The organism is Pseudomonas sp. GV105, assembly GCF_003058185.1.
GTDB lineage: Bacteria > Pseudomonadota > Gammaproteobacteria > Pseudomonadales > Pseudomonadaceae > Aquipseudomonas > Aquipseudomonas veronii.
The window spans coordinates 38,890-52,715 of the sequence record NZ_QBUF01000024.1 but is presented as its reverse complement, the minus strand read 5'-3'; the positions used below and the strand labels follow the sequence as shown (position 1 = coordinate 52,715).

Below are 13,826 nucleotides of genomic sequence, written 5' to 3'. Positions count from 1 at the left end.
ATCGGCTTGCCGAGCAACTGGTTGAGGTCGATGTTGGCGTCCAGGGAGGTCAGTTGCAGCTCATAGGCGAACAGCCGACCCAACTCTTCGCCGCCGCCCATTTGATTGAGCAACAGCACGTCCGGCCCGAGGGGGCTGGTGATTTTGGCCAGGCGTGAGGTTTGGTTGAATAGCATCGAAGTACCCTAATAGCTGAAGGAACCCAATCAAAATGTGGGAGGGGGCTTGCCCCCGATAGCAGTGTGTCAGTTGATGTATCAGGTGACTGATTCACCGCCATCGGGGGCAAGCCCCCTCCCACATTTTTGATTATGTTTCTTCAGGTCAATCGTTGAACTGATAGTGCAATTCATTATCCCGGCTACTGATCCGCACACCCGCCAGCGCCTTGCCTTCGAGCATGCGCGTGAGGAATTCACGGCTCATGTCCGGCAGCAGGCTGTTGGTGAGGATCGTGTCGATCATGCGCCCGCCGCTTTCGGTCTCGGTGCAGCGCGAGACGATCAAATCGACCACCGCGTCGTCGTAATCGAAGGCGACTTTGTGGGTGTTCTGCACACGCTTCTTGATGCGCTCGAGTTGCAGGCGGGTGATCGCCTTGAGCATCTCGTCGCTCAGCGGGTAATACGGGATGGTCACCAGTCGGCCGAGCAGTGCGGGCGGGAAAATTTCCAGCAGCGGCTGGCGCAGGGCTTTGGCAATGTCTTCCGGCGCGGGGATGTTCGCCGGGTCTTTGCAGACCTGGGAAATCAACTCGGTGCCGGCGTTGGTGGTCAGCAGGATCAGCGTGTTCTTGAAGTCGATGACCCGGCCTTCGCCGTCTTCCATCACGCCCTTGTCGAACACCTGGAAGAAGATCTCGTGTACGTCCGGGTGGGCTTTTTCCACCTCGTCCAGCAGCACCACGCTGTAGGGTTTGCGCCGTACCGCTTCGGTCAGCACGCCGCCTTCGCCGTAGCCGATGTAGCCCGGTGGCGCGCCCTTGAGGGTCGACACGGTGTGGGCTTCCTGGAACTCGCTCATGTTGATGGTGATGACGTTCTGCTCGCCGCCGTACATGGCTTCGGCCAGGGCCAGGGCGGTTTCGGTCTTGCCCACGCCGGAGGTGCCGGCCAGCATGAACACGCCGATCGGCTTGCTCGGGTTGTCGAGGCCGGCGCGGGAGGTCTGGATGCGCTTGGCGATCATCTGCAAGGCGTGGTCCTGGCCGATGATGCGTTTCTTCAGGTGCTGGTCGAGGTTGAGCACGGTTTCCAGTTCGTTGCGCGCCATGCGGCCGACCGGGATGCCGGTCCAGTCGGCGACCACCGAGGCCACCGCCTGGTAATCCACGGTCGGCAGGATCAGCGGGGTTTCGCCTTGCAGCGCGGTGAGGCGCTGCTGCAGGTCGACCAATTGCGCACGCAACTCATCGTTGCCGCTGTCGACCACGCCGACTTTTTCACGCAACGTGGCGCGGGTGGCGAGCAACTCATCGACCAGGGTTTTCTCTTCGGCCCAGCGGCTTTCCAGGCTGGCCAGGCGCTCGCGCTCGGCACTCAGCAAGGCTTCGCTGTTGCTCTGGCGCGCCCCGATGGCGATGCCGATCGCATGCTCGCGGGCGATGATCTGCAGCTCGGTTTCCAGGGCTTCGATGCGGCGACGGCTGTCGTCGACTTCGGCCGGCACCGCATGCAGGCTGATGGCGACGCGGGCGCAGGCGGTGTCCAGCAGGCTGACGGATTTATCCGGCAACTGGCGCGCCGGGATGTAGCGGTGGGACAGCTTCACCGAGGCTTCCAGTGCTTCGTCGAGGATCTGCACCTGATGGTGTTTCTCCATGGTCGAGGCCACGCCGCGCATCATCAGCAGCGCCTTGTCTTCCGACGGTTCGGCCACCTGCACTACCTGGAAACGGCGGGTCAGGGCCGGGTCTTTTTCGATGTGTTTCTTGTACTCGGCCCAGGTGGTCGCGGCCACGGTACGCAAGGTGCCGCGGGCCAGGGCCGGTTTGAGCAGGTTGGCTGCGTCACCGGTGCCGGCGGCACCACCGGCACCCACCAGGGTGTGGGCTTCGTCGATGAACAGGATGATCGGCTTCGGCGAGGCCTGGACGTCTTCGATGACCTGGCGCAGGCGTTGTTCGAACTCGCCTTTCATGCTGGCGCCGGCTTGCAGCAGGCCGACGTCAAGGCTGCGCAGTTCAACGTCTTTCAGCGCGGGCGGCACGTCGCCGGCGACGATGCGCAGGGCGAAGCCTTCGACCACGGCAGTCTTGCCCACGCCGGCTTCACCGGTGAGGATCGGGTTGTTCTGGCGTCGACGCATGAGGATATCCACCAACTGGCGGATCTCTTCGTCGCGGCCGACGATCGGGTCGAGCTTGCCGCTGCGTGCCTGTTCGGTCAGGTCGACCGTGAAACGCTTGAGCGCTTCCTGCTTGCCCATCGCACTCGGCGCCATCGCACCGCTGGCTTCGCCCGGAACGGCGCCGGCGTTGAAACCGTCGCTGGCCGTCAACGCATTCTCCGGCGAGTCGCCGACGTACTCGTCAAAGCGTTCGCTCAGGGCTTCGGCCTTGACCTTGTCGAACTCCGCCGACAAACCCAACAGCGCATGGCGCAGGCTCGGCGTCTTCAGAATGCCCAGCAGCAGATAACCGGTACGCACCTGGCTTTCGCCGAACATCAGGCTGCCGTAGACCCAGCCGCGCTCTACGGCTTCTTCCACATGGGAGGACAGGTCGGTGATCGAAGTCGAGCCCCGCGGCAGGCGGTCGAGGGCTTCAGTCAGGTCGCGGGCCAGGCGCGCCGGTTCCACGTTGAACTGACGGATGATGCGGTGCAGGTCCGAGTCCTGCAGTTGCAGCAACTGGTGAAACCAGTGGGCCAGTTCCACATACGGATTGCCCCGCAGCTTGCAGAACACCGTGGCGGCTTCGATGGCTTTGTAGGCCACGCTGTTGAGTTTGCCGAACAGTGCGGCGCGACTGATTTCACCCATGCTCTGGATTCCTTGAGGTGGTGGCGTGATCGGCGTAATGCCGGGCCAGGATTAGGTCGTTGGCATCAACCGCAGGGCGGCCGAGCCAGGTGTTGAAGCCCAGGCGGAACCGGCCGTTGAGTTGCAGCGCCGGGACTTCGGGTTGTTGCAGAACCAGGTTCAAGTCCCAGTCCAATTCATGGCCCAGGTACTCGGCCACCCAGGCCACCAGCTCGTTGAACGGCTGGCTGCCGGGCAGCATGCCCATGTAGTCGTCCAGCGCGAGCGGGCCCAGGCGGATGCGGAATTTGTGCTGGCGGTCCCACACATGGCTGCCCAGGCAGAAGTCCACGCCGAGCCGGTTGGCGCTGACCCCGACGCGACTGCGCTCGGGCAGTTCGAGCCATTGGCCGATGTATTCTTCGATCTCTACCGGCAGGCCGAAGTACTCGCCAAGGATCGCCTTCAAGCCATCCGGGTAGCGGGTCTGCGCCGACAGGTGGCCGCTGTAATGCAGCTTTGCCGTGTCGGGGATCAGCCCCTGGTTGAGCAGGCTCGGCATGCCCCGACCGCTCAAGGCCGCGAGGCGCGCCGACCAGTAATCATCGTCCGGGCGGTCGTGGCTGACGGTCGGCCGCGCCTCGGCCCAGGCCCGGTAGAACAGGCTCAACAGGCGATGGTGGAAGATATCCAGGAACTGTTTGCTGGTGCTGTCGGCATTGTTGCGCTGGCGTTCGCGCACGTACTCGGTGATGTGCAGCGGCAGCGGGCCGTTGGGGCCGCCGAGGCCGAAAAAGTACTGCTGCAGCCGCGCTGGCTTGCCCTCGCCAGCGGGGTCGACCGAGGCCAGGGTGGCCGGGGCGAAGGTGCAGTCGGCCTGTTGCCCGAGGCGCAGCGGGTCGTCCGCCAGGCGTAGGGACTGGCCCAGGCGCGGCAGGTCCGGCGATTCGCACTCGATACGCCGCAGCGCCTGGAAGAAATCGTATTCCCAGGGCTCCTGGTGCATCGCATCCAGGGTACTCACAGGGTCGGACGACGTCCGGGCTTGGCTTTCCATCGCATGATCTCGCCGCGTTCGGTGGTACGGATCACCGTCTCGGTAAAACTGTTGATCGACACGTAGCGTGCCAGGAAGCGTTCCAGTACCGCACCGAGCAGGAACACGCCGGTGCCGCGAAACGCGTTTTCATCGAATTCCAAGGTGATTTCCAGGCCGCGCCCAAACACGATCGGGCCGGGCATCGGCAGGCGCCGGGTCACCGCTTTGCTGCTGACTTCGCGCAGGCCTTCGATCTGCAATTGCAGGGCGGCGTCGTTGCTGTCGCCATACAGGCGCAGCAGTTCGCGCAAGGCGCCTGCGCCCTGGCCCTGTTCGCTCAGGGACAAGTAGTTGAGCGACAGCTGGCTGATCAGGCGCCAGGCCTTGGCGTCATGGGCGTGGCTGGCACGCGGGCGGCTCGGCCCGGCGACGCAGCGCACGGCCAGCACCGGGGCGCTGTCGGCGAGGGTGAAGTCGGTCTTGCCATTGCCCACGCTCATGAACAGCGGCAAATCGCGGTTGGTACACAGCGCGCTCACGCCGAGTTGGCGCAGGTCGTGGCGATAGGGCGCTTGCTGGCTGTCCACCAGGCTGACGAAGGTTTCGCTGCCCACGTAGGTGGAGCGCGGGCCGTTGCGCCGCTGGTCGCTGGACAGCACCCGCGGCTCACGGCGCACGGTGTAGTACGCCTGGTCGCGGCCATAACGCGAGGGGTCGCGCACCGCATAGAACGGCAGGAACGGCTGCTCCGGCCCGGTGCCGTGGCCGGTGATGCCGTCGAGGGAGTGAATCTCGAAATCCATCGGCCGCGTGCGGTCGGCGATCACATGGTGTTCGTTGACCCGCTCGGACAAGTGGATACGGTCCACGCGTTTCGGGAACAGGTTGATCGCCGGGGTGCAGAACGGCAGGAACTGCGCGGCACCGACGCTGCCTTCCAGGCTCGGTTCGTGGCGGTCGAACAGCACGATCAGTTCCAGTTCCTGGCCGTCGCAACGCTTGACCGCACGGCTCAGCTCGGCGAACTCGACGAACAGGAAGCGGTGGGGCAGGGCGAAGTATTCCTGCAGCAACCGATAGCCCTGGAACGCCCGCGCCACCACGGGCATGGCCGCGTCGGCGTCGTCGAAACCGCGCGAGCGCAGCGCGTCCTGCGGCAGGCGCTCGACCCAATCGCCCCCCGGCTTGCGCGCAAACACCGCGCAGGCATTGCCCAGTAATTGTTCGTAGAGGCGGAACGGTTGCTCATCCGCACCGCTGAGGTACAGCGGCAGGTTGTCCAGCGCGAGGCTGTTGAACGGCAACTCGGCGCCGGTGCGCAGGGTCAGGCGCAAACCGGCCTTGGCTTTCGGTTCGCTGGCCGCCAGGCGCCCGAGCACGGCGGCGGGGTTGCCGAAGTACTCGGCGTGGCTGACCTGCAACGGCCACAGCGTCACCGGGTGAGCGGTGCGGTACTCGCAGCAGGTCTGGGTTTCGCGGCCCAACGCGGCACGCAATACGCTGTCGCGCGGCAACGGGAAACCGCTGGCCAGGGAGCCTTCATCCGGGTCGGTCTGCAGTTGCACCACGGTCATCGACGGGGTCGGCGCCAGGTAGTGCGGGTAGGCGATCTCCAGCAGGTTGTGGGTGAAGGTCGGGTACTCGGCGTCGAGCTTGAGCTGCACGCGGGCCGTGAGGTAGGCAAAGCCTTCGAGCAGACGTTCGACGTAGGGGTCGGCGCAGTCCATGCCGGACAGGCTCAGCCGACTGGCGATCTTCGGGTATTCCTTGGCGAACTCGGCGGCGCTTTCGCGCACGTGGTGCAGTTCCTGGTTGTACAGCTCCAGCAGGCGCGGGTTCATGGGCGTCTCCGCTGGTCGGCGTTGACCACGCGTACATGGCCCGACTCCAGGTCCAGGTCGGTTTGTAGCAGCAGGCGCAACGGCACCGGCTGCGCCCACAGGTCGCCTTCGATCTCGAAGCTCAGGGCGTTGTGGTTCATCTCGCCATGGCCGACACGGGCTTTGACGCGCAGGGTGTGGCGCAGAATACGTGGCTCAAAGGTGGCGATCGCCTGGTAGATCAGGGCTTCCAGGGCCTTGATGTCGACGCTGGAAACACTGTTGCCCGCCAGCGCCGGCAGGCCGTAATTGACCACCGAGGTGCCGGCCGGGGTGTGCAGGGTGGCATCGGCATCGAGCAACGACGTGGTGTTGAGCAGCCACGCCAGGTCACGCAGCACCGAGGCCTTCAATTGGGTGAGGGACAGCACGCGCTTGTCGGCGCTTTCCTTCGGGTTGGTTGGGTCGTCGTCGGTCAACCGGTCCAACAGGGACGGTTGCAGACGGTCGCGGGAAGCGATTTCAGTTACCACCAAAGCAGCTCCACGGACGGGTTGCGAGAGGGACAAAGTGCCTGGGGCCGTGGCGCTGGGCCACGGCCGCCAGGGCTATCAGCGCTTGGTGTTGGAACGGATGTTCCAGCCAAACTTGATTGCGCCGCCGTCTTTGGTGCCGTCGGCTTTCTGCGGTTGGTAGTCGACCATCACCTGGGCGAAGTTCAGGGTGACGTTTTCGGTCAGGCGATCATCGGAGCCCGAACCGCCAGTGCTCAGGGACGTGACCAGCACTTCTTCCAGGTTGATCACCATGTACTCGACCTGGCTTTCACCACCGGCCTTGCGCACGGTCAGCTTGACCTTGTCGATGTGCTTGCCGCTGGCGCAGTGCATCATCAGGTTCGGCGAGGCTTTGTCGACGTACTTGGTCAGCGACAGGTCCTGGATGTTCACCTTGCCCGCGCCGCCGCCACCGCCTACGTGCATGTTGCCGGACTGGGACATGCCCCAGCTCCAGTTCAGTACGTCGATTTCGTCCTTGTGGGCTTTGTCCATGGACTCGCCCTTGATGTCGCCGATCTTGATGAAAATATCAACAGCCATGTTTTCTCCCTGTGTGGACTCAGCCACTGTATTTGTTAACGCCGCCGACCCCTGTAGGAGCGAGCTTGCTCGCGAAGGTCGTCAACGGTGACGCGGGCATCCTGGATGAACGCAGCGCCTTCAAGTTTTTCGCGAGCAAGCTCGCTCCTACAGGGAGCGAGCCAGTCCCGATTTTTTACGCGCTTTTCGCCGACGGCAGTTTCGATACCAGGCGCAGCGACACGGTCAGCCCTTCGAGCTGGTAGTGCGGGCGCAGGTAGAACTTGGAGTTGTAGTAACCCGGGTTGCCCTCGACGTCTTCCACGATCACTTCGGCTGCCGCCAGTGGGTGCTGGGCCTTGGTGGTTTCGGTGGAGTGCGCCGGGTCGCCGTCGACGTAGTTGAGGATCCAGTCCTGCAACCAGCGCTGCATTTCGTCCTTCTCTTTGAAGGAACCGATCTTGTCGCGCACGATGCACTTCAAGTAGTGCGCGAAACGGCAGGTGGCGAACAGGTACGGCAGGCGCGCCGCCAGGTTGGCGTTGGCGGTGGCGTCCGGGTCGTCGTACTCGGCCGGCTTCTGCAGCGACTGCGCGCCGATGAACGCGGCGAAGTCGGTGTTCTTCTTGTGCAGCAGCGGCATGAAACCGTTCTTCGCCAGCTCCGCTTCACGACGGTCGCTGATGGCAATTTCGGTCGGGCACTTCATGTCCACGCCACCGTCATCGGTAGGGAACGTGTGGGCCGGCAGGTTTTCCACTTCACCGCCGGACTCCACGCCACGGATGCGCGAGCACCAGCCGTAGTGTTTGAACGAACGGTTGATGTTCACCGCCATCGCGTAAGCGGCGTTGGCCCAGGTGTACTTGGAGCTGTCGGCGCCGTCGGTGTTTTCTTCGAAGGCGAAGGCTTCCACCGGGTCGGTCTTGGCGCCATACGGCAGGCGCGCGAGGAAGCGCGGCATGGTCAGGCCGATGTAGCGCGAGTCTTCCGATTCACGCAGCGAGCGCCAGCCGGCGTATTCCGGGGTGGTGAAGATCTTGGTCAGGTCGCGCGGGTTCGACAGTTCCTGCCACGAGCCCATGCCCATCACGGTCGGCGAAGCGGCCGCGATGAACGGGGCGTGCATGGCGGCGCAGACTTTGGACAATTCGCCCAACAGCTCGACATCCGGTGGCGACTGGTCGAAGTAGTAGTCGCCGACCAGGCAACCGTAAGGTTCGCCGCCGAACTGGCCGTATTCTTCTTCGTACATCTTCTTGAAGATCGGGCTCTGGTCCCAGGCGGTGCCCTTGAATTTCTTCAGGGTCTTGTGCAGGTCCGGCTTGGAGATGTTGAGCACGCGGATCTTCAGCTGCTCATCGCTCTCGGTGTTGTTGACCAGGTAGTGCAGGCCACGCCAGGCGCTTTCCAGCTGCTGGAAATCCGGGTGGTGGATGATCTGGTTGACCTGGGCGGTGAGCTTGGCGTCGATGGCGGCGATGATCGATTCGATCGACTTGATCGCGTCGTTGGACACCAGGTCAGTCTGTGCCAGCGCCTGCTCGGCGAGTGTCCGCACGGCGGTTTCCACGGCTTCGCGGGCACGCTCGGTCTTCGGTTTGAACTCTTGCAGCAACAGCGAGGCGAACTCGCTGGTTTCTTCGGTGGCGCCCAGGTTCTGAGCGCTTTCGCGCACGGTATTCTCGGTCATGATTACTGCTCCCCTGCCGGCTTCGGCGCGCTCGCAAGGGCCTGCAGCAATGCCGGGTCCTTGATCGCTTTCATGATGATTTCTTCAGCGCCGGTCTTGCCGTCCATGTAGGTCAGCAGGTTGGCCAACTGGGTACGGGCTTCGAGCAGCTTGTTCAGCGCATCGACCTTGCGGGCCACGGCGGCCGGGCTGAAGTCGTCCATGCTTTCGAAAGTGATGTCCAGGCTCAGGTTGCCTTCGCCGGTCAGCTCGTTGGGTACGTGGAACGCTACGCGCGGTTGCATGGCCTTGAGGCGCGAGTCGAAGTTGTCGACGTCTACTTCAAGGAACTTGCGGTCGGCCACGGGCGCGAGGGGCTCGGCGGGTTTGCCGGCGAGGTCGGCCATCACACCCATCACGAAGGGCAGCTGGACCTTTTTCTCGGCGCCGTAGAGCTCGACGTCGTACTCGATCTGCACTCGAGGCGCGCGGTTGCGCGCGATGAATTTCTGAGAACTTTGCTTCGCCACGTTGCTGCTCCTGGTCGCTTGAGCGACGGTGTTGTTACTGCGCAGTCGGGCGGCTTACTCGCCGTCCGGGCCACGCAGGTTTTCAAATTGGGACATGCCGTCGGGAATCAGATTGCGCACGATGGCCGCGAAGTCGGCATGCACCAGATGCTTTGCGCGGTTCAACAGCACCGGCAGCGGGCTCGAAGGCTCGTGACGGGTGTAGTACGCAAGGATCTTGTCGAGGCTGCGCAGCACGTCATCGCGGTTGGCGATGTCGCCGCTGGGGCGCGGTGCGGTGGGGGCGGCGGCGAAGTCGGCCGAGGGGGCATTGTCGTCACTGACGGCCTCGGGTTCGCGGCTGCTGGTCTCACCGTTCGGTACAAATTGGCTGAGGATCTGCAGCGCCTGCTTGAGCGGTTGCTTCAACAGGCTGAGGTCGACGCCCTGGGCCGAGCCGACCTGGTCGCTGACCTGTTGTTCGATGGCTTCGCAGGCGGCACGCGCGGTGCTCAAGGCGTCGCGGGTGGCTTGCAGTTGCTCGGGGTCGCTGTCGAGGAACGCGGCATTGAGCTGCTGGGCGCCGAGTTGTTCATCGGGAAAACTCATCAGGCCGCTGGCGTTCAGCGCGGCGCGCAGGCTCACGGCGCCGAAGGTGCGCGAGCGCGTGAGGATGCTTTCGCGCAGCAGGCGGATCGTCGCGTCGCCGGTCAAGCCGGACAGGGCGTTGATACGCACGGTGGGGTCGTTATCGTCGTCGGCATCCAGGCGCGGGTGCAGGTCGGCCCAGTATTCGCGCAGCAGCGCGTTGATCAGCGTGAGCGCGTCGGCCAACCCGACCACACCCTGGAGGGCGAGGGCGCTTTGCAGCAGGAAATGGGTGATGCGCAGGTCTTTGCTGCGTTGCAACAGGTCGAGGCTTTGCTGCTGGATGCTGCGCCAGTCCGGCGGTTCGGCAGGCAGGATGGCGTCGCCCATGCTGCGCTCGGGCTGCCCCTTGGCATCACGCTCCAGTTGTAGAAATTGCGCGTCATATTCCATGTCTTCGCCACATGGCGAAGTCGCGGAAACGGCGGCGAGCAGCAACGGCACATCCACTGAAATCGATCTCCCTATCGGCCCGTTAGATGACGGGCAATTCATGCATTAGTTGCGTGATGAACTTTGCATGTTTTCTTGGTCATATACGTGTGGCGCCACTAATGTGCCATCACTGGTATTCAAGAAGTTGTGCATTTTTGGTGTAGTAGTTATGGCTTGTCAAGGTAAGCTATTCGCCCTCTGTGACAGATGTGCGGTACTTAACAACCTGCGCGACTGGTGAGTCGAGTGGTGTTCCACGATAGGGTTTTTGTCATTGAGGCCAGTTAAGATCTGCGATCATGCTGGCAAAAAGCAGATTATGACCGTGGTTTGCGTCGCCTGGCGCGATCTCTCGGGAAAGGCGCTCGCCGGGAATCGATTGCGCGCGAAGTATCAGCAAGGAGGCAAGATGTCGCTGTGTTTGACTATCACTAGTTATCACAAGATTACCCCTGGGCAGTGTGCCGAAAAGTCCTTGAACCAGGGCTCGATGGCTATCGGCCGCAGCTCGGATAATGACTGGGTATTGCCTGATCCTGAGCGTCTGGTGTCCTCGAAACATTGCGTAATTCAATACAAAGATGGTCGTTATTATTTAACCGATAACAGTACAAACGGTGTGGAGTTGGTTAACGCCGGCATCCGTCTGCGCCGGGGTAATAGCGAGCCGTTGCAGGATGGCGAGCTGATCCGCATCGGTGATTACGAAATCCAGGCGCGCATCGATTTCAACGTACAGGCCGTGGATAGCCAGGCGTTTGCCGGGGATTCCCCGAACAGTTTTGAAGCGCTGATGGGCGCCGTCGCCAGCAAGCCGGTAGCCACGCCAGTGATCGCGCCGCAGTTCCAGGGCGCGTCGTCGATGGACACCTTGCCGGACCTCTTCGATTTTCTCAGCCCGACCGCCGTGCCGCCGCCGACCGTGGCCGATCATGTGCCGTCCGAGCAACACGACTTCCGCCCGCCGACCCCGGTGGCCGTGCCGGTGCCGGTGGTCGAGCCGCCTGCCGCGTCGGGCTCGGTCATCCCTGAGGATTGGGACCTGTTTGGCGACACACCGGCGCCGGTGGTCAGCGCACCGCCACCGCCACCGCCTGCGCCGGTGATCGCGCCGCCACCTGTGGTCGAGCCTGTGCTCCCGGTGGCCGCCGCCCAGCAACCCGATCTTTTGCACGCCTTCCTGCGCGGCGCCGGCCTGGACCCATTGCGCCTGGACAAGGCCCAGGCCGAAGCCCAGATGGAAAGCATCGGCCGCAGCTACCGGCTGATGGTCGAAGGCCTGATCGACGTGTTGCGTGCCCGCGCCAGCCTCAAGGGCGAATTCCGCATGCAGCAGACGATGATCCAGCCCGCGGAAAACAATCCGTTGAAATTCGCCCCGAATGCCGACGAAGCGCTACAGCTGCTGCTGCGTCATGGCAACCAAGCGTTTATGGCACCGGACATTGCAGTGCGCGACAGTTTCGACGACCTGCGCGCTCACCAATTGGCGGTGATGGCCGGTGTGGAAGCGGCGATCAAACACCTGCTCAGCCGCTTCGAACCGGCGCAGCTGGAAGAACGCATGGGCAAGCCCGGCGGGCTGTCGAGCCTGTTCAGCGGCTCGCGCCAGGCCCAGTACTGGCAGCAGTTCACCGAGCTCTACAGCAATATTTCCCGCGAGGCCCAGGAAGATTTCCAGGACCTGTTCGGCCGCGAATTCAGCCGAGCCTACGAAGAGCACAGCGCACGCCAGCGTCGCTGAGCCGCAACGCATGGATAAAACGGAAAGCTAAGTACGTCATTGAGGACGAAGGATGATTCCCAGGTTTTTACTCGCAGTGGCCAGCCTGCTGATGCTGGCGGCGTGTACCAAGGATGTCGCCGAACCCCAGGCCAGCGCCGCCGAGGTTGAAGCGAACAGCGCTGCCGTCGAGTTGCACTTTCACGCGATTGCCGGGCTCAACCCCGGCGCCAACGGCCAGGCCGCCCCGGTGCGGGTGCGGATTTTCGAACTGAAAAACGCCGCCACCTTCGGCCGTTCGGATTACTTCGCCCTGGCTGACCGTGCGCAATCCACCCTCGGTCTCGACCTGCTGGACCAGGACGAAGTGATGGTGCAGCCCGGCCAGCAGTTGAGCATCCAGCGCGACCTCGACCCGTCCACCCGCCAGATCGGCCTGTTGGTGGGCTACCGCGAGCTGGACCGCGCGCAATGGCGCACGGTGCTCAACGTGCCGCCGCGCCAATACACCGAATACCAGATCAGCCTCGATGTGCGCGCCGTGCGTGCGGACGTCGTGGTTTCCCCATCCAGCCCAGCCCAATAACAAGCAATCGGAGCCCCCATGTCCTGGAACAATCGCGTGGTCTGGTCGGAAGGCATGTTCATCGGAACGCAGCACTTCCAGCAGCATGACCGTTACCTGGAAAACCTGATCGACGCCCGCAGTCGCCCGTTGTCGGCCGGGGCCTGGGGGTTTTCCGAGCTGCTGATCGATCAGGGCCTGCTGGCCCAGGGCAAGCTGGCGATTGTGTCGGCACGCGGCCTGCTGCCCGACGGCACGCCGTTCAATATCCCCCAGGATGACTTGGCGCCCAGCCCGCTGAATATCGACGACAGCCTGCGTGACGGCCTCGTCTACCTGGCCTTGCCGCTCAAGCGCGCAGGGGCCCGCGACACCGTCGACGACGGCGAAGCGCTTGGCGCCGCCCGCTACGTGAGCCAGGTGCGCGAAGTGCGTGACGACAACGCACCGTTCGAGAATCGCGCCCCGGTGGCCGTCGGCTCCCGTGCGCTGCGCCTGTTGACCGCGCAGGACGGCATCAGCGATTACGCCGCGATCGGCCTGGTACGCATCAAGGAAAAACGCGCCGACCGTGCGCTGGTCCTCGACGACAGCTACATCCCGCCAGTCCTCGATGTGGCCGCGAGCAAACCGCTGACCGCGTTTCGCAGCGAACTGCTCGGCCTGCTGCACCAGCGCGGCGAAGCCCTGGCCGGGCGTGTGGTCGCCTCGGGCGCGGGCGGCGCGTCGGAGATTGCCGACTTCATGCTGTTGCAACTGGTCAACCGTGCCCAGCCGCTGATCCAGCACCTCAGCCAACTGAGCCCGCTGCACCCGGAGCGGTTGTTCAGCGAACTGGTCAGCCTGGCCGGTGAGTTCGCTACCTTCTCCACCAGCGGCCGGCGCCCCCAGGAATACCCGCAGTACCAGCACGACGACCTGGCCTTGAGTTTTGCCCCGGTGATGCAGGCCCTGCGTGAAGCGCTGTCGATGTTGATCGACAGCAAGGCCACGCCGATCCCGATCGTCGAGAAAGCCTACGGCATCCACGTGGCCATGCTCGCCGACAAAACCCTGATCGACAGCGCCAGTTTCATCCTCGTGGTACGCGCCGATGTGCCCGGCGAGACCCTGCGCGCGCGCTTCGGCCAGCAGAGCAAAGTCGGCTCGGTGGAGCACATTCGCGACCTGGTCAACCTGCAACTGCCCGGCATTGGCCTGCTGCCGTTGCCGGTGGCGCCGCGCCAACTGCCGTACCACGCAGGCTCGACCTATTACGAGCTGGACCGGGGCAGCGAGCACTGGCAGCAGTTGAGCAATTCCGGCGGCTTCGCCTTCCATATCGCCGGGCAGTTCCCGGGCTTGAACCTGGCCTTCTGGGCGATCCGAGGATAAT

Annotated in this window: 12 protein-coding genes; 3 read left to right on the top strand and 9 right to left on the bottom strand. The window is 63.7% G+C overall.

Features of this window, described 5'->3' with window-relative positions; translation table 11 throughout:
- From C8K66_RS31785 to tssA, 9 genes are all read right to left on the bottom strand, one after another.
- Positions 1–176: hypothetical protein (locus C8K66_RS31785; RefSeq protein ID WP_165933324.1), on the bottom strand; the 176-nt coding region annotated here is incomplete at its 3' end.
- A 148-nt stretch (positions 177–324) separates the two neighbouring features.
- Positions 325–2,982, bottom strand: a complete 2,658-nt coding sequence (gene tssH, locus C8K66_RS29915) for a type VI secretion system ATPase TssH (protein WP_057004026.1) — start codon at positions 2,980–2,982, stop codon at positions 325–327.
- Positions 2,975–4,018 (bottom strand): type VI secretion system baseplate subunit TssG, encoded by a 1,044-nt coding sequence (gene tssG, locus C8K66_RS29910; protein WP_057004025.1) that lies wholly within the window; start codon positions 4,016–4,018, stop codon positions 2,975–2,977. The genes tssH and tssG overlap by 8 nt, the downstream gene beginning before the upstream one ends.
- Complete coding sequence (gene tssF, locus C8K66_RS29905) at positions 3,982–5,841, bottom strand: type VI secretion system baseplate subunit TssF (RefSeq protein ID WP_108526678.1); 1,860 nt, start codon at positions 5,839–5,841, stop codon at positions 3,982–3,984. The genes tssG and tssF overlap by 37 nt, the downstream gene beginning before the upstream one ends.
- Positions 5,838–6,353: a type VI secretion system baseplate subunit TssE gene (gene tssE, locus C8K66_RS29900; RefSeq protein WP_005792513.1), complete on the bottom strand. Its 516-nt coding sequence runs from the start codon at positions 6,351–6,353 to the stop codon at positions 5,838–5,840. The genes tssF and tssE overlap by 4 nt, the downstream gene beginning before the upstream one ends.
- Before the next feature lie 78 nt (positions 6,354–6,431).
- On the bottom strand, positions 6,432–6,920 hold the full coding sequence (locus C8K66_RS29895; protein WP_003195562.1) for a type VI secretion system tube protein Hcp: 489 nt from the start codon (positions 6,918–6,920) through the stop codon (positions 6,432–6,434).
- 175 nt (positions 6,921–7,095) lie between these two features.
- A complete protein-coding gene (gene tssC / locus C8K66_RS29885) occupies positions 7,096–8,592 on the bottom strand; it encodes a type VI secretion system contractile sheath large subunit (RefSeq protein WP_017849979.1) in 1,497 nt (498 codons plus the stop codon).
- Positions 8,593–8,594: 2 nt separating this feature from the next.
- Positions 8,595–9,101: a type VI secretion system contractile sheath small subunit gene (gene tssB, locus C8K66_RS29880; RefSeq protein ID WP_017849978.1), complete on the bottom strand. Its 507-nt coding sequence runs from the start codon at positions 9,099–9,101 to the stop codon at positions 8,595–8,597.
- A 54-nt stretch (positions 9,102–9,155) separates the two neighbouring features.
- Positions 9,156–10,178 (bottom strand): type VI secretion system protein TssA, encoded by a 1,023-nt coding sequence (gene tssA / locus C8K66_RS29875; RefSeq protein WP_046381631.1) that lies wholly within the window; start codon positions 10,176–10,178, stop codon positions 9,156–9,158.
- A gap of 394 nt (positions 10,179–10,572) precedes the next feature.
- Between tssA and tagH the strand changes: the two genes are divergently transcribed.
- The 3 genes from tagH to tssK are packed head-to-tail and all read left to right on the top strand — an operon-like array spanning position 10,573 to position 13,825.
- Positions 10,573–11,907, top strand: a complete 1,335-nt coding sequence (gene tagH, locus C8K66_RS29870; protein WP_108526677.1) for a type VI secretion system-associated FHA domain protein TagH — start codon at positions 10,573–10,575, stop codon at positions 11,905–11,907.
- A 52-nt stretch (positions 11,908–11,959) separates the two neighbouring features.
- On the top strand, positions 11,960–12,472 hold the full coding sequence (gene tssJ, locus C8K66_RS29865; protein ID WP_046381633.1) for a type VI secretion system lipoprotein TssJ: 513 nt from the start codon (positions 11,960–11,962) through the stop codon (positions 12,470–12,472).
- An 18-nt stretch (positions 12,473–12,490) separates the two neighbouring features.
- Positions 12,491–13,825, top strand: a complete 1,335-nt coding sequence (gene tssK / locus C8K66_RS29860; RefSeq protein WP_108526676.1) for a type VI secretion system baseplate subunit TssK — start codon at positions 12,491–12,493, stop codon at positions 13,823–13,825.
- Position 13,826 lies beyond the last annotated feature (1 nt).